This window comes from Streptomyces sp. NBC_01549, from assembly GCF_026339955.1.
Lineage (GTDB): Bacteria > Actinomycetota > Actinomycetes > Streptomycetales > Streptomycetaceae > Streptomyces.
The window spans coordinates 472,365-493,503 of record NZ_JAPEPW010000002.1 but is presented as its reverse complement, the minus strand read 5'-3'; the positions used below and the strand labels follow the sequence as shown (position 1 = coordinate 493,503).

15 protein-coding genes and 3 pseudogenes are annotated in these 21,139 nt (G+C 71.1%); 6 read left to right on the top strand and 12 right to left on the bottom strand.

Annotated elements, in window-relative coordinates:
• Window positions 1-505 precede the first annotated feature (505 nt).
• On the top strand, window positions 506-2,605 hold the full coding sequence (gene fusA, locus OG819_RS36830; protein ID WP_266653436.1) for an elongation factor G: 2,100 nt from the start codon (window positions 506-508) through the stop codon (window positions 2,603-2,605).
• Window positions 2,606-2,701: 96 nt separating this feature from the next.
• Here the strand turns inward: fusA and OG819_RS36825 are convergent, their stop codons facing one another.
• Window positions 2,702-3,583, bottom strand: a complete 882-nt coding sequence (locus OG819_RS36825) for an RNA polymerase sigma factor SigF (protein WP_266424138.1) — start codon at window positions 3,581-3,583, stop codon at window positions 2,702-2,704.
• A 218-nt stretch (window positions 3,584-3,801) separates the two neighbouring features.
• On the opposite strand from OG819_RS36825, the gene OG819_RS36820 reads away from it, so the two are divergent.
• The 3 genes from OG819_RS36820 to OG819_RS36810 all read left to right on the top strand — a co-directional run bounded on the left by OG819_RS36820 (window position 3,802) and on the right by OG819_RS36810 (window position 6,895).
• Window positions 3,802-4,764, top strand: a complete 963-nt coding sequence (locus OG819_RS36820; RefSeq protein WP_266653435.1) for a sensor histidine kinase — start codon at window positions 3,802-3,804, stop codon at window positions 4,762-4,764.
• 553 nt (window positions 4,765-5,317) lie between these two features.
• Window positions 5,318-5,494 carry a hypothetical protein gene (locus OG819_RS36815; RefSeq protein ID WP_266424135.1) on the top strand — a complete coding sequence of 59 codons (177 nt, stop codon included), beginning with the start codon at window positions 5,318-5,320 and terminating at the stop codon, window positions 5,492-5,494.
• A 195-nt stretch (window positions 5,495-5,689) separates the two neighbouring features.
• Window positions 5,690-6,895, top strand: a complete 1,206-nt coding sequence (locus tag OG819_RS36810) for a cysteine desulfurase-like protein (RefSeq protein ID WP_266653434.1) — start codon at window positions 5,690-5,692, stop codon at window positions 6,893-6,895.
• A gap of 27 nt (window positions 6,896-6,922) precedes the next feature.
• Here the strand turns inward: OG819_RS36810 and OG819_RS36805 are convergent, their stop codons facing one another.
• From OG819_RS36805 to OG819_RS36795, 3 genes and pseudogenes are all read right to left on the bottom strand, one after another.
• Window positions 6,923-9,121, bottom strand: coding sequence for an FUSC family protein (locus tag OG819_RS36805; RefSeq protein ID WP_266655448.1), 2,199 nt, complete (start codon window positions 9,119-9,121; stop codon window positions 6,923-6,925).
• 176 nt (window positions 9,122-9,297) lie between these two features.
• A pseudogene (locus tag OG819_RS36800) lies at window positions 9,298-9,955 on the bottom strand (spherulation-specific family 4 protein).
• A pseudogene (locus OG819_RS36795) lies at window positions 9,952-10,164 on the bottom strand (NAD(P)-dependent oxidoreductase); the annotation flags it as partial. The pseudogenes OG819_RS36795 and OG819_RS36800, both read right to left, overlap by 4 nt.
• Window positions 10,165-10,385: 221 nt before the next feature.
• Between OG819_RS36795 and OG819_RS36790 the strand changes: the two are divergent.
• A complete protein-coding gene (locus tag OG819_RS36790) occupies window positions 10,386-11,279 on the top strand; it encodes a DMT family transporter (RefSeq protein ID WP_266633511.1) in 894 nt (297 codons plus the stop codon).
• Window positions 11,280-11,307: 28 nt separating this feature from the next.
• Here OG819_RS36790 and OG819_RS36785 read toward each other — a convergent pair whose 3' ends face one another.
• The 7 genes and pseudogenes from OG819_RS36785 to OG819_RS36755 all read right to left on the bottom strand — a co-directional run.
• A complete protein-coding gene (locus tag OG819_RS36785; protein WP_266633513.1) occupies window positions 11,308-11,841 on the bottom strand; it encodes a GNAT family N-acetyltransferase in 534 nt (177 codons plus the stop codon).
• Between the two features lie 83 nt (window positions 11,842-11,924).
• Window positions 11,925-12,653 carry an FAD binding domain-containing protein gene (locus tag OG819_RS36780; RefSeq protein ID WP_266653433.1) on the bottom strand — a complete coding sequence of 243 codons (729 nt, stop codon included), beginning with the start codon at window positions 12,651-12,653 and terminating at the stop codon, window positions 11,925-11,927.
• Between the two features lie 144 nt (window positions 12,654-12,797).
• A complete protein-coding gene (gene meaB / locus OG819_RS36775) occupies window positions 12,798-13,784 on the bottom strand; it encodes a methylmalonyl Co-A mutase-associated GTPase MeaB (protein ID WP_266653432.1) in 987 nt (328 codons plus the stop codon).
• 5 nt (window positions 13,785-13,789) lie between these two features.
• Entirely contained in the window at window positions 13,790-15,964 is a 2,175-nt protein-coding gene (scpA, locus tag OG819_RS36770) for a methylmalonyl-CoA mutase (protein WP_266655446.1), read from the bottom strand.
• A gap of 8 nt (window positions 15,965-15,972) precedes the next feature.
• On the bottom strand, window positions 15,973-17,778 hold the full coding sequence (locus OG819_RS36765) for a methylmalonyl-CoA mutase subunit beta (protein WP_266653431.1): 1,806 nt from the start codon (window positions 17,776-17,778) through the stop codon (window positions 15,973-15,975).
• Window positions 17,779-17,875: 97 nt separating this feature from the next.
• Window positions 17,876-18,028, bottom strand: a complete 153-nt coding sequence (locus OG819_RS36760; RefSeq protein ID WP_266633519.1) for a hypothetical protein — start codon at window positions 18,026-18,028, stop codon at window positions 17,876-17,878.
• Between the two features lie 86 nt (window positions 18,029-18,114).
• Window positions 18,115-18,372, bottom strand: a pseudogene (locus OG819_RS36755) (iron chelate uptake ABC transporter family permease subunit); the annotation flags it as partial.
• Window positions 18,373-18,474: 102 nt separating this feature from the next.
• Between OG819_RS36755 and OG819_RS36750 the strand changes: the two are divergent.
• The gene (locus OG819_RS36750) at window positions 18,475-19,650 is read left to right on the top strand and encodes a cytochrome P450 (RefSeq protein WP_266653430.1); all 1,176 of its coding nucleotides are present in this window, start codon (window positions 18,475-18,477) and stop codon (window positions 19,648-19,650) included.
• On the opposite strand, the gene OG819_RS36745 is transcribed toward OG819_RS36750, so the two are convergent.
• Complete coding sequence (locus tag OG819_RS36745; RefSeq protein ID WP_266633522.1) at window positions 19,651-20,751, bottom strand: acyltransferase; 1,101 nt, start codon at window positions 20,749-20,751, stop codon at window positions 19,651-19,653.
• Window positions 20,752-21,139 lie beyond the last annotated feature (388 nt).

Genomic DNA, 21,139 nt, shown 5'->3' with positions numbered 1-21,139 from the left:
GCGGCACGGCGCATTGAGGCAGAGCCAACGTGACAGCACCGGTGCAGGTGCCGGGCAACGAGGGCTTCCTGGGGACCCGTCGGAGCTCTCAACTCCGCGACCGGGCGCGGCGCGAGGAGCGAAATTCCGGTGCGCCGACCGGTTGGCGCTCCCTACACTCACCTCACATCGCGCGCTCACCGCACCTGCGGAACATCACGGCGCGCGTTCTGACGAGTGAGGGGAGCCGGGCCGTGCGTCACCGCACCGCTGTAGTTGTTCCCCCGTCGCGGTACGAGGTGATCCTCGTGTCTTCGGGGCCCCGGTGCCGGCTGCGCGGCCGCCACCGGTTGTCCGTGACGAACATCTGACCTCCCGCCGCCCGTCACCGGGCCGATCGGCTCATACGCCCCGATGGGGATGTGGCGTGGCCAGAGGTCCCCGCACGGCCTGTGGCACCCCCGCAGGCCGCTTCGTCCGGTAGATCGCGTCGCCCCATCCGGATCATTCCGAAAGGCCATGGGCCGTGCGTACCGACCTGCACCGTCACCTCGACACTCCGCTCGCCGCCGTCCGCAACCTGGGCATCCTCGCCCACGTCGACGCCGGGAAGACCACCCTCACCGAGCGGATCCTGTACCTCACCGGGACCACTCACAAGCGCGGTGAGGTCCATGACGGCACCACCGTCACCGACTTCGACCCCCAGGAACGCGATCGTGGCATCACCATCTTCGCCGCGGCTGTGAGCTGTGCCTGGGACGCGCACCGGATCAACCTGATCGACACCCCGGGCCACGTCGACTTCTCCGACGAGGTGGCGCGCTCCTTGCGGGTGCTCGACGGCGCCGTGGCGGTGTTCGACGCCGTCGCGGGAGTCGAGCCGCAGAGCGAGTCGGTGTGGCGCCAGGCGGACCGGTACGGCGTGCCGCGGATCGCCTTCGTCAACAAGCTGGACCGCGCCGGTGCCGACCTCGACACCGCGGTCGAGTCGATCCGGGAGCGGCTGCATCCGGCCCCGCTGGTCGTCCAGTTGCCGATCGGATCGGAGGCCGGGTTCACCGGGGTGGTGGATCTCCTGCGCATGCGGTCGCTGGTCTGGCCCGAGGGCCGCGACGCGGTCGAGGAAGGTCCGGTGCCCGAGGCGCTGAGGGAGACGGCGGAAGGGCGCCGCCGACAACTGGAGGAAGCGGTGGCGGAACTCCACCCCGGCGCGCTCGAGGAGTTCTGCGCGCAAGGGACGCTCTGCGCGCGGACCCTGGCCGCCGCGCTGCGCGACCTGACCCGTTCCGGCGACGGTGTGGTGGTGCTGTGCGGTTCGGCCTACCGCAATCGCGGGATCGAGCCACTGCTCGATGCCGTCGTGGCCTACCTGCCGTCGCCGTGCGACGTGCCCGCGGTACGGGGCACCCGGGACGGCACGGAACAGGAGCGGCCGGCCGACCCTGCGGCATCGTTCTCGGCCCTGGTGTTCAAGGTGAACGCGACCGCCACGGGGCGGCTGACGTACCTGCGTGTCTATTCGGGAACGGTCGGGAAGGGAGAGACGGTGTGGGACTCGGGCACGGGGCGCGTCGAGCGGATCGGCCGGATCCTGCGGGTCCAGGCCGACCGCCACGCCCCACTGGAGCAGGCGGTGGCAGGGGACATCGTCGCGGTGGTCGGCCTGAAGTCGGCCCGCGCCGGGTCGACCCTGTGTGCCCCCGGGGCTCCGTTGGTTCTCGAACCGCCCGCCGTCGCCGATCCGGTCGTCTCGGTGGCCGTCGAGGCCGTCGGCACCGCTGACACGGACCTGTTGGTGTCGGCACTGACACGGCTGGTCGAGGAGGATCCCTCGCTGGTCGTCCGCACCGACCCCGAGACCGGCCAGATGGTTCTGTCGGGCATGGGCGAACTGCACCTGGAGGTGGCGGTGGAGAAGATCCGGCGCGCCCACGGGCTGGACGTCCGGGTCGGCCGGCCGAGGGTGGCCTACCGGGAGACGGTCGCCCGGGGAGTGTCGGGGCTGGTCCACCGGCACGTCAAACAGGACGGCGGCGCCGGTGAGTTCGCCCACGTCGTACTCGACGTGGAGCCGCTGCAGGATGTACCGGGCGACGGCGCCGCGGACGCGACGCGCTTCGAGTTCCGGTCGACCGTTGTCGGCGGACGGGTGCCACAGGAATACGTCCGGGCGCTGGAGGCCGGGTGTCGTGACGCGCTGGCCGACGGGCCGCTCGGTGGACACCCGGTCACCGGGGTGCGTGTCGTCCTCACCGATGGAGCGACCCATCCGAAGGACTCATCGGAGCGGGCGTTCCGGACAGCCGGCCGGTTCGCACTGCGGGAGGCGCTGCGCGCGTGCGCGATGGTTCTCCTGGAACCGGTGGCGGACGTCACGGTCACGGTGCCGGACGATGCCGTGGGCGGGGTCCTCGGTGACCTCGCGGCGCGACGCGGGCAGGTCTCGGGCTCCGTCGCGCGGGCGGGCGCTGTGGTGATCAACGCGACCGTGCCGCTGGTCGAGCTGTTCGGTTACGCGACCCGGCTGCGCGGCCGCACCCGGGGCCGGGGAGTCTTCACCGCCCGGCCCGCCGGGTACGCCCCGGCGCCGAGCACGGCGTCGACCGGGGCTTCGGCCCGTTGACGCACAGGACGGTCCCGCCCGACTTCGGGCGGGACCGTCCCGCACCCGCCCCGGACGACCGCGGCCCGGGGCGGGTGCGTCAGACGCCGCGGTGCGTCAGGCGACCGCGGGGTCGAGCAGCCCGGTGCGAAGACGCCTGATGATGCGGGTGATCAGACGTGAGACGTGCATCTGCGAGATGCCGAGTTCCTCACCGATCTGGGCCTGGGTGCGCTCCTCGACGAAACGCATGTGGATGATCCGCCGCTGGCGTTCGTCCAGTTCGGCGATCAGCGGCGCCAGGGACTGGAAGTCCTCGACGAGTTCGAGCGAGGCGTCGTCCTCGCCGATGAAGTCCGCGAGAACGCTGTCCCCGTCAGCACCGTCGTCGGCGGTGAGCGCGGCGTCGAGGGACGAGGAGTTGTAGCCGTTGGAGGCCTTGCGCGCCTCGATGACCTCCTCCTCGGAGAGACACATCAGCGCGGCCAGCTCACGAGTGGTCGGGGTTCGGCCGAGGCGGGTACGCAGTTCGTCCGTCGCCTTGGCGAGCTCGATCCGCGCCTCCTGAAGACGGCGGGGTACGTGCACGGCCCAGCTGGTGTCGCGGAAGAAGCGCTTGATCTCACCGACGATGTACGGAACGGCGAAGGAGGTGAACTCGACCTCGCGGGTCAGCTCGAAACGGTCGATCGCCTTGATGAGCCCGATCGTGCCGACCTGGACGATGTCCTCCATCTCGTCCTGGCTGCGGCTGCGGAAGCGAGCCGCCGCGTACCGCACGAGGGAGAGGTTCATCTCTATGAGCGTGTTGCGCGCGTACTGGTAGTCGTGCGTGCCTTCCTCCAACACGGCCAGCCGGTCGAAGAACTGACGCGACAGCTCGCGCGCGTCCCTCGGGCTGATCTTCAGCGGCTCGTCGATCAGGGGGAGTGCCTCCTCCTGTGCCGTCCCTGCCTGCTGTGCCGTGTTGGTTGCCTTCGCTGCCGTCACGGCTGCCATGTGGTCCACCCCAAATCGTTCGAAGGAATTGAAGACAGAGCCCGTCTGCCCCGTCTCAAGCCGGTCATGCCACCCAACCTCCGAAACTCGCGGAATGTGTCTCTTCCGCGGCCCGCCGGACGTGGGTCCAGGACCTCTTCTCGCCGAAGCCCCCTGCCGGATGCACACGGACGCCAACCGCCGCCGCCTAAAATGGGATCCGAGGTGAGCCAGTGGGCATGGAGCAGGGAGAAGACGGAACGAGGTCGCCCCTCGCCCGGGACCGGGCGGAGCCCTTCGCGCACCCCGCGCTCCTGTACCGCTCCGACCAGGAATATGCGGAAGGGACGCTGCCGTTCGTGTCCGAGGGCCTCGCCACCGGCCGGCCCGTGGCGGTGGCGGTACCCCCGTCTCGACTCGAACTGCTCAAAGCGGAACTCGGACCGGCCGCCGAGGAGGTCCACTGGATCGACATGACACAGGCCGGCCGGAATCCCGGCCGGATCATTCCCGCGGTGCTGCGATCGTTCGCCGACGCCCACCCCGGGCGCCAGGTGCGCATCATCGGGGAGCCGATCTGGTACGGCCGTACGCCGCTGGAGTACCCGGCCTGCGTCCAGCACGAAGCCCTCATCAACGAGGCGTTCCACGGACGCGGCGTGACCATCCTCTGCCCGTACGACGCGCGAACCCTCTCCGGCGACGTGATCGCCGACGCACACGCCACGCACCCCGTGGTGATCAGCGACGGGCGGTCGGGCGTGAGCCATGCCTACGATCCCGAACGTGTTCTCGCGCGCTGCAACGAGACGTTGCCGCATCTGCCGGGAGCGGCAACGGTCCGCTTCGACGCCGGACAGCTGCCGACCGCACGCGACTTCGCACTGCGCGAAGCACGGGAGCGGGGGATGGCGCCGCCCCGGCTGCAGGATCTGAACCTTGTCGTCGCGGAGTTGACGACCAACAGCGTGGTGCACGGAGGCGGTTCGGGGACACTGCGGATCTGGGCCGAGAGCGAGCAGATCGTCTGCGAGGTGGGCGACGAGGGGCACCTGACCGACCCGCTGGCCGGCCGGCGCCCGGCGCGCCCCGACCAACTCGGCGGTCGGGGCCTGCTCCTCGTCCACTTCCTGTCCGACCTCGTACGCGTCCACACCGGCGAGTGCGGAACGACCGTACGCAGTTACCTCGCCCGGAGATGACCGACTTCGCCCGTCTCCTGGCGCGTACCGTTCCGCTCGGCGGACCGTGCCGCCTGGCGTTCCGTCCACGCCCCCGCGCTACTCGCCGCGATGCCGCCAGTACCAGACCAGGACCGCGACGAGCGCGCAGAGATAGACCAGGGGCAGGATCAGGCCCGGGACACGGGTCGCGGTCACGAAGCGGCTCCGACGGGAGAACAGGCCGATGCGGCCGGGGTGTGTGCCATTGCTGTCTGCTTTCGATGAGCTGCGGGCCGGTGGGGGCGTGTGCGGCGACAGGAGCAGACTGATCAGCACTCGCGGCCCGGGTGGTGGGCTCAATGATGACGGCAGGACCCGCGGTTCGGCCCCGTGCGGGTCGGCTGGACTTGTGTACGGCGATTGCCACTGTGCGGGGCGGGAGAGGAAGGCCATCGGGCAGGACCGCGCCGCGGCGCCCCAGCGATGGACGGCGACCAGCTCCCGTTCCGCGGTCGCACCGTTTTGCGAAGCGGTGTCGACAGGAGTCCTGGGGGCACTCGGGTTCCACCACCACTTCGGAAGAGGAGAGTCCATGCTCGGAATCGTTGCGGCGATCGTGTTGTTCCTCGCGTTTTTGATCAATGCCGCGGACATCTCGACGAACGACGTCTTCACGTCGACCAACGTCATGCTCATAGGGCTGGTGCTGCTTGCCCTGCACGTCTCCGGCGTCGGTGGCGGCTGGGCGAGCCGAAGCCGTAGGCGCTGACACATCAGGTCAGCGACGCGCAGCTCACCCGCACCGCGCCGGTCGGTCGAATGCGGCCCGGAGAGCAGGGTAATCGCTGTTCCGAAGCCCGATGGAGACGGTTGTGGGTATCCTCGCCGGCTACCGAAGCCTGCCGCCCGGACAACTCGCCAGACGTCGTCCCCGGCCTGACGACATCGCACCCAAGGAGCCCGAGTGACCTACGACGTCGGCGCGTTGCGCGCCCAGATCCCCGCCCTGCGGACCGGCATCGCGTACTTCGACGGTCCGGGCGGCACCCAGACACCGGCGCCGGTCGGCGCGGCGATCGCCGACGCGCTCACCCGACCACTGTCGAACAGGGGCAGCGTCACCCCGGGAGAGGCGAACGCGGAGGCCCTCGTCCAGGAGTTCCGGCAGGCCATGGCCGACCTGCTGGGCGGGGAACCCTCCGGAGTCGTCTTCGGCCGCAGCGCCACCCAACTCACCTACGACTTCTCCCGGGCGCTGGCGAAGGACTGGGCCCCCGGCGACGAGATCGTGGTCAGCCGCCTCGACCACGACGCCAACATCCGCCCCTGGATCCAGGCCGGGGAACGGGCCGGCGCCCGGGTGCGATGGGCCGACTTCGATCCGGTCACCGGCGAACTCCCGCCCTCGGCCGTGGGTGAACTGCTCACCGAGCGTACCCGGCTGGTCGCCGTCACCGCCGCCTCCAACCTGATCGGCACGCTCCCCGACGTCGCGGAGATCGCCCGCCTGGTCCACCGCACGGACGCACTGCTCTACGTCGACGGCGTGCACTACACGGCGCACGCGTTCGTGGACCTCGCACGGCTCGGCGCCGACTTCTTCGTGTGCTCGCCGTACAAGTTCCTCGGCCCGCACCACGGCGTGCTCGCCGCCGCTCCGGCCCTGCTGGAGAGGCTGCTTCCCGACAAGCTGCTGCCTTCCACCGACATGGTCCCGGAGCGTTTCGAGCTGGGGACGCTGCCCTATGAGCTCCTTGCCGGCACCCGGGCCGCCGTCGACCTGCTCGCCGGTCTCGGGACCGGTCCGGCGGACGACCGGCGTGCCCGGCTGCGGTTCGCCTTCGCAGCGATCGAGCGGCACGAACGAGCGCTGCGGGACCGGATGGAAGACGGCCTGGCCGCACTGGCGGGCGTCACGATCCGCTCCCGGGCGGCCGACCGCACCCCCACCCTGCTCCTGACCTTCGACGACCGCGACACGGCGGACGCCTACCGCTTCCTGGCCGCCCGGAGCGTGCACGCGCCCGCGGGAACCTTCTACGCACTGGAGGCATCACGCCACCTCGGCCTGGGCGACACCGGAGGCCTGCGCCTCGGCCTGTCGCCGTACAACGACGAGGACGACGTGGAACGGCTGCTGGAGGGCCTGGCGGCCTTTCTGAAGTCGTGACCGCCGAACCGTTGTAGTGCCGCGGAACTAGGCGGCGGAGCCCCGCGACGCCGTGCCCGCGGGGGTCGACACCGGTACTCCGAGAGGGCGCGCGAGGCCGATCACGCCTTCGTCCAGGCGCTGCAGATGCCGCAGTACCCGGTCCGTCACGCGGTCGTGCCGGGGGAGTCCCGGCCGGTCCGACTCCAGCATGGACGCGAGGCTGGGGCCGGTCTCGGCCACGCCTTCGGGGTCGTCGTGCTCGACGCGTGCGACAAGGACGTCGATGTTGTGCGCTATGCGGCGGCCGGCCCCCTTGAGCCGGGGATCGGCCGCGACGGTCTTGCTGTAGGGCAGCAGCTCAGCCGTCGCCGCCAGGGAACGCGCGTGGTACGCGCACGTCTCCAGGAGCGCCACGAGATAACGCACGGTCTCCCGGCGGGCCCGCAGCGGGGTGATCGGATGGGTCAAGGGCTGCGTGGAGGACCGTAGGTCGTCCAGAGCCGTGTCGAGATCCCGCGCCTTGTCCAGCAGCTCGGTCGCCGGGCCGCCGCTCAGCTGATCGACCGCCGCACCGGTGACCTCCCCGAGCCGGTTCAGGACCGTGGCCAGCAGCTCGTCGGTGCGGCGGTCCGTGTTCACCGGCAGGACCAGGGCGGCCGCGATGACACCGCAGGCGGCGCCGAGCGCCGTTTCCTCGATGCGAAGGACGAGCACCCCGGTGCTGTAGGTGTTGAGCAGCGTGTACAGCAGGCCCAGCATCGCCGTGACGAAGAAGGACATCAGGGCGTACGACAGCGGCGCGGTGAAGAACATCGCGAAGATGAACAGCAGCACCAGGCCGAACGCGGTCCAGGTGTGGGAGCCGACCAGACTTGCCAGCAGGGCACCGGCGACGACACCGAGGACGGTGCCGAGCAGCCGGCGGTAGCCCTTGACCAGGATCTCTCCGGTGGACGCCGTGTTCAGGAAGACCACCCAGCAGGTCAGCACGGCCCAGTACCAGCGCTGGCTGGAGAGGAACTCACCGCCGACGATGGCCAGGGCCGAACCCACCGACACCTGGACCGCGGTGCGGGTCGTCGGACGCTTCCACCCCGTGCGGTCCTGCGTGTCCCCCTCGTCCTCCTTGCCCCTGGCGATGGCGACGTCCTCGGCGTCCAGCTCCTCACGGGAACGGGTCGTCGACGGCGTGTCGTCGGACTCGTCCTGGGGCCCGTCGATCGCGAGCCGCAGACCCAGGACGGAACGTGCCGTCTCCCCGATCCCGCGGAAGACGTCCTGGACGGCCGCCGAGGCGCGCGGCAGGTTGTCCCCGTCGCGGTAGCCGAGCAGCCGGTTGCGCACATGGGCCACCGCGGTACGGCGGTCCTCGGCGACCGGGCGCAGGACGAGCAGGCGCAGCGCCTCGAGATCACGGCGCAGGGTGGCGGTGGTGTCGTCCTGTGCCCGGAGCCGGTCGCTCGCCGCGGGTACGGGCGCGTGCGGTAGATGCAGGGTGAGCGTGTCGGCGCGTTCCGCGCTGCGGGCGGTGAGGATGAGCACCCCGAGCCGCTCGGCGGCGATCTCGGCGTCGGCGATGCGCCGCTGCACGTGCGCGGCGGTGGCGCTGTCGCGGGTCCCCTCCTCCAGCCGCCCCTGGATCATCATCGCGCTCTCGTGGAGCCGGGCGGTGTGCCGCCTGACCTCCTCCAGAGCCTTCTCCACGCGGTCCGGGCCAGCGTCCAGCAACTCGATCTGGGCGGCCACCAGTTGCGCCAGCCGGGCCCGGAAGGCCGAGCGCAGCCGCCGCAGCACACGTTCGGGTGTTTCCGGCACGAGGACGAAACGCACCAGCGTGCTGCACACGAACGCGACGACCAGGGTCCCGCAGAGCCCCGGCAGCCCGGAGACGCCGGCCCTGACGAACAGGGACACGAAGTAGACCTGGAACCCGATGAGTCCCAGGGCCGTCCCGCGATCACCGAAGCGGCGGCTGTACACGGCGGCGAAGATCAGTGCCAGGAAGAAGAGGTCACCCGCGACCACGTGGGTACTGAGCAGCGCCCCCAGCGACATCGCGGCGAGTGCCACGACCAGCCCGAGCGCGAGCGTGACCGCCTGTTGGCGCCACTGCTTCTCCTTGATGGCGAAGGTCGCGGCCATGGCCGTGATGGAACCGGCCACCAGGTGACTCTTACTGGCCCCGAGCGGCGCCAGTACGGCGAGCGTGAGCGCGATGGCCCCCACCGTCCGCAGCCCGGCCATGAGCCGCAGCAGCCCGGGGTCCGATGCCGCGAAGCGGTCCCAGATCCTCGTCCGGCCCGGCCGTGTCGCTGTCCTCACGCTGCTGTTCTGCCTCGCTCTCCGCCATGATCAGCGGTTCCAGCATGGCACGTGTCGACGCCCGTGCGGCCTTCCGGGTGTCCACGGCGGTCCCGGGCTCAGTCGGCCTCGCCCAGCGCGGGCGTCAACCGGGCCCAGGGATTGGGCGGTTCTCCCGTCACGGGACCGTAGACCGCCGCGCCGCGTTCGCGCGCGGTGCGTACGGCGAGCGGTACGAGCGCCTCGGGCACGCCGTAGACGAGATGGCAGAACCGCTCGGGCGGGTGCCGGGCGGTCCACGCGGGTCTGCTGAACGCCGACACGTAGGTCGTCCAGTGCCCTTCGAAGGTCACCGTCAGGTCGGCGACGCGCGCGTACCCCGGCGCCGGGTGCACCTGGGGTTGAGCACGACGGTCGTGGCGCCCAGCCGCCGTACGGCCCGCACCAGCCTTCTGCAGGCGGGCAGTTCGGCCGCGTCCGAGGTCACCCGGTCCAGGAAGCAGCCGTCGGCCGCGTACCACTCCCGGTGCCGTACGACGTCCTGGGTTACCTCGGCCGTGGAGCGCACACCGTAGTCGGTGTCGACGTAGCCGAGCAGGCGGGCGCCGGCCGCCCGCAGCGCTCCGGCCGCCGCGGTGAACGCGGGGTCGGGGCTCGGGCCCGGCCCGTTCGCGGGATTGAGGACGACCGCGTACGTACGGCCGCGGCCGTGATCAGACGGTGCCAGGCGCCCGGGTCCTCGGCCGGGTGGACGTACAACGGAACGAGCAGGCTCACGGCGTGCGGCCGCCTTCCGACCGGAGTGAGGTCGCCGCCCAGAGCGCGGCCAGCGACTCGTCCAGGACGTACGACGGCCGCCGGCCCAGGCTGTCACCGGCGGCGGCGATGTCGGAACACTGCCACGACACCGCCCCCGAGCGTGCCGAACCGCCGCCGTCCTCCTCGATCCGCCCCCGGAACCCGGCGGTGCGGGCCAGCGCCCGTACGTCGGCGAGCCGGAGGGCCAGGGTGTCCTGCTCCGGCGCGCCGGGTTCGAGCTCCATCGGCCCGCTCATCCGGCCAGGCTCCCCGGCCGTGCGCCCGCCGCCGTGTCAAGGGGCGGACTCCATGGTGCCGCGGGAGCATGGATGTGGGGCGTGCGTCCTGGTTGGCCGAGTGTGCCCGTGTGCGCCCATGGGAGAAGCGGGAGAGGAGGCGGGGCGAGCCGGTGGGGTTGGTGTTCTCCGTCGTCTTCGCGGTGCTGGCCGCGGTCAGCAACGCGACCGCCACTGTCCTCCAGCGCCGCGCCGCACAGGACGTGCCGTTGTCCGAGGGCTTCCACGCCAGGCTGCTCATCGAACTGCTGCACCGGCCGGTGTGGCTGGGCGGGATGGCCGCGGTCATGGCGGCGGCGTGCTTCCAGGCACTGGCGCTGGTCGACGGAGCGCTCTCCGTCGTACAGCCGATCTTCGTTCTGGAACTGCCGTTCGCGCTGCTCATCGGCGGTCTGGTGCTACGGAAGCGGGTGACCCGGCACGGATGGATCGCCGTGGGGTGTATCGCCGCCGGCCTGGGCATCGCACTCGTCGCGGCCGCACCCTCGCTCGGGACGGACCTGCCCACCACGGGCGGGTGGATCCTGGCCATCGTGTGCTGTACCGGCGTCATGGCGGCTGCCGTCGCAGTCGCGCTGCGGCGCCCCGCCGGACGCGCACGCGCGGCCTGTTTCGGCGCGGCGGCGGCCATCGGCTACGCACTCACCGCGGCCCTGATCAAGGACGCCACGCACGCCTGGCAGACGGGCGGCGCCACCGGGTTCTTCCTCGCCTGGCAGACCTACGCCTTCGCCGCCACCGGAGTCTGCGCACTGTTCCTCCTGCAGAACGCCGTGCAGTCCGGCCCCCTCGTCGCTTCCCAACCCGCCCTCACCCTCGGTGACGCCCTGGTCAGCCTTGCCCTGGGCGTCACCTTGTACGGGGAGCAGGTACGCACCGGCTGGTGGCTGATCCCCGAGACCGTCGGGGTCCTCCTGATCCTGTACGGGGCGATCCTGCTGGCCCGGATCCCGCTCACCAAGGTGCTCGTCGCGCCACCGGCCGCGCCGGACCATACCAGGGCGTGAGCCGCGAGGTTCTACGGCTCGGCCGGGTTCACGCTTCGAACTCGGTGAGATCGATGGCGTGAACGCGCAGCGAATAGCCGTACACCGGATGCGTCGTCTCGCGCTCCAGCGTCATACCGAGCTTGCGGATGACGTTCTCGGAGGCGTCGTCCCCCGCTCGGCTGATGCTGATGACGCGGTCGAGGCCACGATCCTGGAGTGCGAACTCCAACGTGGCCTGGGCGGCTTCGGAGGCGTACCCCTGGCCCCAGAATGGTGAGCCGAGCCGCCAGCTGATGGCCACGGCGGGCAGGACCTCCGGCAGGAACTCGGGCACGGACAGGCCCACGAAGCCGGCCGGCTCCCCGGAGGCCAGCAGCTCGACGGCGAAGAGGCCGAATCCCTCCTCGTCCCATTCCTCCTCCCACTGCTCGATGGCGTCCGCGGTGTGCTCCACGTCGCGAACGGAGCCGTCGTCGATCCAGTGCATGACTCGGGGGTCGGCGTTGATGTCCGCCATCGGCACGACGTCGTCGTCGTTCCAGCGGCGGAGGAGGAGGCGGGGCGTGTGGATCTCGGTCATGGCGCCCATCCTGCCTGATGGTGGCACGTCGGACCGACCGGCCGCGGCAGCCTGGAGATCGTGCTGTCGCAGTTCGGGAGTCCTCAGCGGTCGGCGGAGCGGGACATGAGGTCGGTGACCTGTTCGCGGACCGCTTCCCAGGCCGTGGCATGCAGTGCGCCGACGGCCGTACGATGTAGGTGATCGAGGACTCGTTCGGTATCGGAGCCGGTGTCGTACTCGGTGCTCTCGGCGAGCACCTCGTACCCGTCGCGGACGGCGACACGGAGGCGGGTTCCCCCGTCGTCGGCGGCGTGCAGAGCGGCAGCGACGACGAACGGCGGCGGACCTCCCGCTTCGCCGGCCAGCTTGCGGTACGAACTGGCTATCGGCTCGCGCCAGCGGAGGCTGAGCAGCAGGTGGCCCTTGGCCAGCACCTCGGCCAGGTCGGTCTCATAGACGCTGTCCGGCTCCAGGACCACCGCGCGGCCTTCCAGTACGAGTGCGGCGGGCAGCAGGCAGCGCAGCGTGCTGCCGACTATGTTGCCGCCGACGGTCGCCGTGCGGCGCACGGCTCCGGTCCCCACGGTGGAGGCCGCCCGTCGCAGCGCCTCCGGCACGCGGTCGTCGATCCGGTTGAGCACCACGGCCCCACCCAGAGCCTCGCGTCCGATCGTGTTGGCCTCAGGCAGGTCGCGCAGCGACATCGCCCGCTCGGGGAAGCCGTCCCGCTGCCAGGTGGCCCACACCAGCGTCGCCCCACCTATGGGCACCGCCCCCTCGGCCATGCACTCCTGTGCTTCGGAAACGGACGTGGGCAGACGCAACAGCACGGCAGCCGACCTGCTTTCTGGAAAATGAGCGGCTGGGTAAGCGCTACCTCAGCCACATGACCGTCGACGTGGCGCATGTTCCCCCGGCACACGGGGGCGCGTACAGGGCTCACTGCATCACCCGGCGCGCCGCTCGCCCGCGGTTCAGCCGCGCTCGCTGCCGAACACCCCCAGGATGCGCTCGGCGGCCAGCGTGGCCGTCAACTCCCCGTCCCGTACCTGCTGTTCGAGGCCGGGAGCGAGGGCGCGCACGGCCGGGTCGGCGTGCAGGCGGCCGAGGAGTTCGTCGCGGACCATCGTCCACGTCCAGTCCACCTGCTGGTCGCGGCGCTTGGCGGCGAGGCGGCCGGTGGAGTCGAGGAGCGCACGGTGCTGTTCGAGGCGCTCCCAGACCTCGTCCAGGCCGGTCGACTCACGGGCGCTGCAACTCAGTACCGGCGGGGTCCAGGCGGCGTCGGCGGGGTGCATCAGCCGCAGCGCGCCCGCCAACTCCCGTGCCGCCGCGCGGGCGTCGCGCTCGTGCGGTCCGTCCGCCTTGTTGACGGCGATGACGTCCGCCAGCTCCAGGACGCCCTTCTTGATGCCCTGCAACTGGTCCCCGGTGCGGGCGAGGGTCAGGAGCAGGAAGGAGTCGACCATGTTCGCGACCGCGGTCTCCGACTGGCCGACGCCGACCGTCTCGACCAGGACGACGTCGTAGCCCGCCGCCTCCATCACCACGATCGACTCCCGGGTCGCCTTCGCCACCCCGCCGAGGGTGCCCGCGGTGGGGGAGGGCCGCACGAAGGCCGCCGGGTCGACGGCCAGGCGCTCCATCCGGGTCTTGTCACCCAGGATCGAACCGCCCGTCCGGGTCGACGACGGATCGACGGCGAGCACCGCGACCCGGTATCCGAGCGAGGTGAGCAGTGTGCCGAACGCGTCGATGAACGTCGACTTGCCCACGCCGGGCACGCCGCTGATCCCGATCCGCCGCGCTCTGCCGCTGTGCGGCAGCAGCTCGGTCAGCAACTCCTGTGCCATGGAGCGGTGTTGGGGACGGGTCGACTCCACGAGCGTGATGGCGCGCGCCACCAGCGCCCGCTTCCCGTCGAGTACGCCCTTCACATAGGTGCCGAGGTCGATCGCCATGGGGGTCAGAGGCCGTGGCCGAGGTCGGCGGACAGCCGCTGCACCAGGTCGTACGCCGCGTCCGGGATCACCGTCCCGGGTGGGAAGACGGCCGCCGCGCCCATCTCCAGGAGCGTGGGCACGTCCTGCGGCGGAATCACCCCGCCGACCACGATCATGATGTCCTCGCGGCCCTCCTCGGCGAGCGACTCCCGCAACGCCGGTACGAGGGTGAGGTGTCCGGCGGCCAGCGAGGACACCCCGACGATGTGCACGTCCGCCTCTACGGCCTGGCGCGCCACCTCGCCCGGGGTCTGGAACAGCGGGCCGACGTCGACGTCGAAGCCGAGGTCGGCGAAGGCGGTGGCGATCACCTTCTGGCCGCGGTCGTGGCCGTCCTGGCCCATCTTGGCGACCAGGATGCGGGGCCGGCGGCCCTCGGACTCCTCGAAGGAGGACACCAGGGTGCGGGTGCGTTCGACGGACGGCGACTCGCCGGCTTCGGTGCGGTACACACCCGAGATCGTACGGATCTGACTCGCGTGCCGCCCGTACACCTTCTCCAGGGCGTCGGAGATCTCGCCGACCGTGGCCTTCGCACGGGCCGCGTTCACGGCCAGCTCCAGCAGGTTGCCGGTGCTCTCGGCCGCGCGGGTCAGGGCATGCAGCGCGTCCTGGCACACCTGCTCGTCGCGCTCCGCGCGCAGCCGCCGTAGCTTCTCGATCTGCTGGGTGCGTACGGAGGAGTTGTCGACCTTGAGGACGTCGATCTGTTCGTCGGTCTCGACGCGGTACTTGTTGACGCCGATGACCGGCTGGCGTCCGGAGTCGATGCGGGCCTGGGTACGGGCCGCCGCCTCCTCGATGCGCAGCTTGGGGATGCCCGCGTCGATGGCCTTGGCCATACCGCCCGCCGCCTCGACCTCCTCGATGTGCTGCCACGCCCGGCGCGCGAGGTCGTACGTCAGCTTCTCGACGTACGCGCTGCCGCCCCACGGATCGATCACCCGCGTGGTGCCGGACTCCTGCTGGATCAGCAGCTGGGTGTTGCGGGCGATGCGTGCGGAGAAGTCGGTGGGCAGCGCGAGGGCCTCGTCGAGGGCGTTGGTGTGCAGCGACTGGGTGTGGCCCTGCGTCGCCGCCATCGCCTCCACACACGTACGCGTGACGTTGTTGAACACGTCCTGCGCGGTCAGCGACCACCCGGACGTCTGCGAATGGGTGCGCAGGGAAAGGGACTTGGCGTTCTGCGGGTCGAACTGCTTGACCAGCTTCGCCCACAGCAGCCGCGCCGCACGCATCTTCGCGATCTCCATGAAGAAGTTCATGCCGATCGCCCAGAAGAAGGACAGCCGCGGCGCGAACGCGTCCACGTCCATCCCCGCGCCCCGTCCCGCCCGGATGTACTCCACCCCGTCGGCCAGCGTGTACGCCAGCTCCAGGTCGGCCGTCGCGCCCGCCTCCTGGATGTGGTAGCCGGAGATGGAGATGGAGTTGTAGCGCGGCATCCGCTGCGAGGTGTAGGCGAAGATGTCGGAGATGATCCGCATCGACGGCTTCGGCGGATAGATGTAGGTGTTGCGGACCATGAACTCCTTGAGGATGTCGTTCTGGATGGTCCCGGCCAGCTTCTCGGGCGGCACGCCCTGTTCCTCCGCCGCCACGATGTACAGCGCCAGCACCGGCAGCACGGCGCCGTTCATCGTCATCGACACGGTCATCTTGTCCAGCGGAATGCCGTCGAAGAGCTGCCGCATGTCGTAGATCGAGTCGATCGCCACGCCCGCCATGCCGACGTCACCGGTCACCCGCGGGTGGTCGCTGTCATAGCCGCGGTGGGTGGGCAGGTCGAAGGCGACGGACAGGCCCTTCTGGCCGGCCGCGAGATTCCGTCGGTAGAAGGCGTTGGACTCCTCGGCGGTGGAGAAGCCCGCGTACTGACGGATCGTCCAGGGCTGGTTGACGTACATCGTCGGGTACGGGCCGCGCAGATACGGGGCGACGCCCGGGTAGGTGCCCAGGAAGTCCAGGCCCTCCAGGTCCTGCCCGGTGTACAGCGGCTCGACCGCGATGCCCTCCGGGGTCTCCCACAGGAGATCGGCCCCGCCGGTGGCCTTCTTGACGGCGCCGTGCCAGTCGTCGGTGCCGCCGTCGGCCTTCGGGACCCCCAGCTCGATCCCGGAGAAGTCGGGAATCCCCATGGCTGCCATCAGGACACTCCCATACGGTCGAGGGTGGCGGAGAGCACGGCTACGGCGTCGCACCCCGCGAAGACATAGGCATCGACATCCGGGTACTGCCCGGGACGGCCCGCGAGGAACACGTGCCCGGCGCCCGTCGTCTTCAGCGCCCCGGCGACCTCCGCGGCCCGCTCCTCGTACAGCGTGTCGCTGGAGCACAGGCAGGCCTCGCTGGCACCGCTGTCCTCGAACGCGCCCTCGGTGACGGGCTCGATGCCACCCGCCTGGAACAGGTTCGAGGCGAAGGCGAGGCGGGCGGTGTGCGCGGCGGCCGGGCCGAGGGCGGCCAGGAAGATCCGCGGCCGGGAACCGGTCACCGCCAGGTGGGCGTCGGAACGGGCCCGCAGCGCCTCGAACGCCTCGTCGCGCCGCACCCGCGGCAGCCCGCCGGTCGGCGGCACGGGGGCGGGTTCGCGCTCCACGAGGCGTTCGGCGAGGTTCGGGAACTCGCTGACCCCGGTGACGGGCTCGCGCCGCTTGGCGAGCTTCGCGCTGCGTGCCTCCCAGGTGTCGGCGAGGTCCTGGCCGAGCCGCCCGGAGCGCAGGGCCGCCGCCTGGCCGCCCTCCCGCTCGATCCGCTGGAAGAACTCCCAGCCCGCGTGGGCGAGTTCGTCGGTGAGCCGCTCCACATACCAGGACCCACCGGCCGGGTCGATCACCCGGGACAGATGCGACTCCTCGACCAGGATCGTCGAGGTGTTGCGGGCGATCCGGCGGGCGAAGGCGTCCGGCAGACCCAGGGCGTGGTCGAAGGGCAGCACGGTGACGGCGTCGGCGCCGCCCACCCCGGCGGCCAGGGTCGCCACCGTCGCGCGCAGCATGTTCACCCACGGATCACGGCGGGACATCATCACCGGCGAGGTCACCGCGTGCTGCACCTGGCCGACCGGGGTCCCGCAGACCTCGGTCACCCGCGCCCACAGCCGGCGCGCCGCCCGCAGCTTGGCGATGGTCAGGAACTGGTCGGCCGTCGCCGCGTACCGGAACTCCAGCTGGGCGGCGGCCTGTTGGACGGTCAGCCCTGCCTCGGTCAGCTCCCGCAGATAGGAGACGCCGGTCGCCAGCGAACTGCCCAGCTCCTGGGCCGCTGAGCCGCCGGCCTCGTGGTACGGCAGCGCGTTCACAGTCAGTGCCCGCAGCCCCGGGTACTCCTCGGCGCACAGCTCCGCGAGAGCGGCGACGGGCGCGAAGTCGAACCCGCCGTCTCCCGTACGGGCCTCGTAGCCCAGCGGGTCGGCTCCCAGGTTGCCGCGCGCGGCCTCCTTGGCGACCCCGCGCTCCTGGTAGAGCCGTAGCAATTCGCGCGCGGCGGGCTCGACTTCGCGTCCCGCGTCGAGGACGACGGGAGCGAGGTCGAGATAGACGCCGTCGAGGACCCGGTCGAGCGAGGACACCGGAATGGCGTCGGCACCGGCGACCAGCCAGAGCGAGGTGACGCCGTTCTCCAGGTCCGCGAGGACCGCCGCGCCGTCGGCGGCGGTGTGCTGCTGCCGTACGTCCCAGCCGCCGAGGGTGTTGGCCTCGGGGCGGCCGCCTCGGACGAAGGGAGCGAAACCGGGCAGGCCGGGATCGGGCGCGGAGTCGTCCGCGGTGTACAGGGGCCGGGCGCGCAGCCCGTCCTCCAGCGTGGTGGACAGGGCGTCTTCCGCTGCGTCGCCCGAGACTTCCTTGCCCGACTTGCGCAGGACGCCCTCAACCAGGCGTTGCCACTGCTCATGCGTCGCGTCAGGGAACTCGGCGGCCAGCGAGAGCCCGTCGTCAGGCAGGACCGTCATGCTCGGATGCTAGGCCAGATCCGCAGGTGAGCAGCAGAGGACGCGGCTGTGACCTTGACCTCCCAGAGGTGGGCTTGATCGACAGGTCGGGTTCGTACTACGGCAGCACAGGGATCTCGGACAGCGCCGGGTGCCGCGGAGTGAGGAGGACGATCCACGCGGAGTGCGCCCTGGGCTGCGGGTACACGGTCTGGCGCCGGCCCCGGCAGCGGAAGAAGTTCAGCGCCGCGGTGTCCTGATGGTCGGTCACCGCCCAGGCCTGGTCGTCCAGGCCGAGCGGACCGGTGGTGGATCCAGGGCCGTGACGCACTGGAGCATCAGCCGGGTACGGGTCACGGAGACGCTGAGGACGAAGGGGGCGGCGGGCGGGTTGCGCAGCAGGGACTGCACGACCGCCCCGCACACCGCGAGCCCGGCGGCGTAGACCGCGGCGAGCAGGGTGCGGGGCAGCCGCAGGTTCCACACGACGCCGTCGCGGATCGGGGTCAGCTCCGATGTGCGGCCACCGAGGTGGGAGGCCACGGCCGACCAGACCTCCCCGACGCCTATGTCCGTGGTGTCGGACGCGTCGATCCCGTCAGTGGCCTTCGCCACCCGTGCGAGGACCTTCTTGATCACGCCCCCGTCAGCCGCGCTTTCAGCACGATTGTTAGCCTTGGCTGTGATCCCATTCCCCCTGTCCAGCCAAGGCTTGCGATGAGCGCCGTCGGCTCCTTCCCGCTCGGTGCCGCGACCACGCTCGCCGAACTCGCCGCGGATCCCCATCCGCGACTGGCCCGGCTCCGTGCGCACGAGCCCGTTTCCTGGCTGCCGGAGCTGGACGGCTGGCTGGTGACCCGCCGCGATCTCGCGCTGAGCGTAATGCGGGACCCCGCGACCTTCACCGTCGACGACCCCCGGTTCTCCACCGCGCAGGTCGTCGGCCCGAGCATGCTGTCCCTCGACGGTGACGAGCACGCCCGCCACCGGGAGCCCTTCACCGCTGCCTTCCGCCCCCGGGAAGTACGGGACGGCTTCGCCTCGTTCATCGAGCGGGAGACCAATCGGCTCATCACCGCGCTGGAACCGGCGGGCGCCGTCGAACTGCGACGCGCCTTCGCCGGCCCGCTCGCCGTCGCCGTGGTGACCGAGGCACTCGGGCTGGTCGGCACCACCCCGGACACGGTGCTCTCCTGGTACGACTCCATCGTGCGGTCGGTCTCGGACATCACCGCCGGACACGAGGCGGCACCGGCGGGCGCCGCGGCGTATGCACGGCTGCGTGCCGCGGTGGAAGCCACCGTCGCCGACCGGGGCGCGGCTTCGCTCCTCGGCTCCGCCGCCGAACGGCTGGCGCTGCCCGAAGTGGCGTCCAACGCCGCGGTGCTGATGTTCGGAGGGATAGAGACCACCGAGGCGATGATCACCAACGCGCTGCTGCACCTGCTGCGAGACCCCGGCCAACTCGCCCTTGTCCGGGCCGACGCCGACCTGCTGGACGGCGCGATCGAGGAATCGCTGCGCCTGGAACCCGGAGCGGCGGTCGTGGACCGTTACGCCACCCGTGACACCGTCCTCGGCCCGGCCACGATCCGTCGGGGTGAACTGGTCACCGTCTCCCTGACGGGCGCCAACCGCGACCCGGCCGTCTTCCCCGACCCCGATCGGTTCGACGTCCGCCGCGACAACGCGCGTCTCCAGCTGGCCTTCGCACACGGCCCGCACTACTGTCTCGCCGCGCACCTCGCCCGGCTGGAGACCCGTATCGCCCTCCAAGGCCTGCTCGAACGTCTCCCCGCCCTGCGCCTCGACCCGGCCCACCCGACCACTCCGCACGGGCTGGTCTTCCGCAAGCCGCCCACCCTGCATGTCCTGTGGGACAGCCCCGCCTGATCAGCGTGACACGGGGGTGCGTCGCAGGGATCTCATGAAGGGCCGCAGAAGCCATCGCCTGGCGGGTACCTCCACGTACTCGTAGAGGAGCCAGGCGAGTGCCAGGGACACCGCGAAGGCGGTGATCGCGCCGATCGGCGACGGTTTCGACAGGTGCTGCCCCACCCGCAGCACGAGCAGGTGGACCATGTAGAAAGCGAAGGAGAGTTCACCCAGTCGGACGAGGGCCGGATGCCGCCACAAGCTGGGCAGGCCGCGTACGTCGGCGAGGGCGGCCGCGGGGATCAGACAGGTGAAACCGACCAAGGTGCAGGCGACACAGGCGTATGCTCCGCCGACCTGGGAGACCAGGAAGTAGCCGATGATCGTCAGGGCCACCGACGCCTCCAGGCCGGGGCCGCGCCAGCGGCCGAGGAGTACGAGGCGGGCGACGGCGACTCCGAGGACGAACTCCGGCAGCCGGGCCGGGGGGAAGGAGTACAGGGTCCGGCCGACCCCCATATGCAGGTCCGCCCGGGTCAGGATGAGCACGGTCAGGACGCTCGCGCCGGCGAGCGCGGCCGCGGTGAGGGCCCCGGCGTGCCGCAGCAGCAGGGCGAACGCGGGGAAGGTCGCGTAGAAGAACGCCTCGCACGCGAGGGACCAGCTGACGGGGTCGAGCGTCTGCCACCACGGGTGCCACCAGGAGTGGACGAGGAGGAGATTCGCCGCGCTGCCGGCCGGCTTGCCCATGCCCATGACGAACACCGCCATGCAGGCTGTGACCAGGTGGATGGGGTAGAGGCGGGCGAAGCGGCGGCGCCAGAAGGCCGTGGGACGGTCGTCGGACCGGGCGGACCAGGAGAGGACGAAGCCGGAGAGCAGAAAGAAGAAGGAGACCCCGGTGGAGCCCGCCCCGAAGCCCCAGTCGGCGAAGTGACGGGCCTGCCCGTTGAAGTAGCCCAGATTGCGGGTGTGCAGGCAGAAGACGAGCAGGGCCGCCACCCAGCGCAGACCGGTGAGGGAGGGCAAGGGGCCGGGACGGGTGACCTCGCGGAGGTGGGTCTTCGATCGGACCGGCGATTCGGATTGCTCCGGGTCGGCGAAGGAAGACTTGCTCACGATGGGACCGCCTGTGTTGGTCAAGGGGAAGTGCTCGCTGGGGATCGCCGGCTCGGGTGGGAGTGGACGCGCTCGGGCGGTGCTCGGTGGTGGAGTGGAGTGGGTGGTGAACTGGGCATCGTCGGGGTGGGTGTCGTCGACGCGTGTTCCCCGAGGAGCCGGTAAGTATGCGTGTCGAATTACAGTTCGATGTGGTGAGGGGGGCCGGCCGAGCGGCGCCGATGGAGGGTGACACGCGGGGTGATCCCACGTCGCGTAGCGGGCGTCGGCGGCTGTCTGGCCCAAGGAGTGGGCCGGGCGGAGGCTCTCGTCGGCCGGGAGGAGCCTGCCGTTCCGTAGCCGTACGACGCACACGGCTTCGTCGGCCGCTCGCCCGGACCACCGGCCA

Bases quoted from the DNA above. Each gene is read 5' to 3' on its own strand.
- OG819_RS36825 (WP_266424138.1), bottom strand. From the start codon at position 3,583: ATGGCAGCCGTGACGGCAGCGAAGGCAACCAACACGGCACAGCAGGCA.
- OG819_RS36820 (WP_266653435.1), top strand. From the start codon at position 3,802: ATGGAGCAGGGAGAAGACGGAACGAGGTCGCCCCTCGCCCGGGACCGG.
- OG819_RS36815 (WP_266424135.1), top strand. From the start codon at position 5,318: ATGCTCGGAATCGTTGCGGCGATCGTGTTGTTCCTCGCGTTTTTGATC.
- OG819_RS36805 (WP_266655448.1), bottom strand. From the start codon at position 9,121: ATGGCCGGGCTGCGGACGGTGGGGGCCATCGCGCTCACGCTCGCCGTA.
- OG819_RS36785 (WP_266633513.1), bottom strand. From the start codon at position 11,841: ATGACCGAGATCCACACGCCCCGCCTCCTCCTCCGCCGCTGGAACGAC.
- meaB (WP_266653432.1), bottom strand. From the start codon at position 13,784: ATGGCGATCGACCTCGGCACCTATGTGAAGGGCGTACTCGACGGGAAG.
- scpA (WP_266655446.1), bottom strand. From the start codon at position 15,964: ATGGGGATTCCCGACTTCTCCGGGATCGAGCTGGGGGTCCCGAAGGCC.
- OG819_RS36765 (WP_266653431.1), bottom strand. From the start codon at position 17,778: ATGACGGTCCTGCCTGACGACGGGCTCTCGCTGGCCGCCGAGTTCCCT.
- OG819_RS36750 (WP_266653430.1), top strand. From the start codon at position 18,475: ATGAGCGCCGTCGGCTCCTTCCCGCTCGGTGCCGCGACCACGCTCGCC.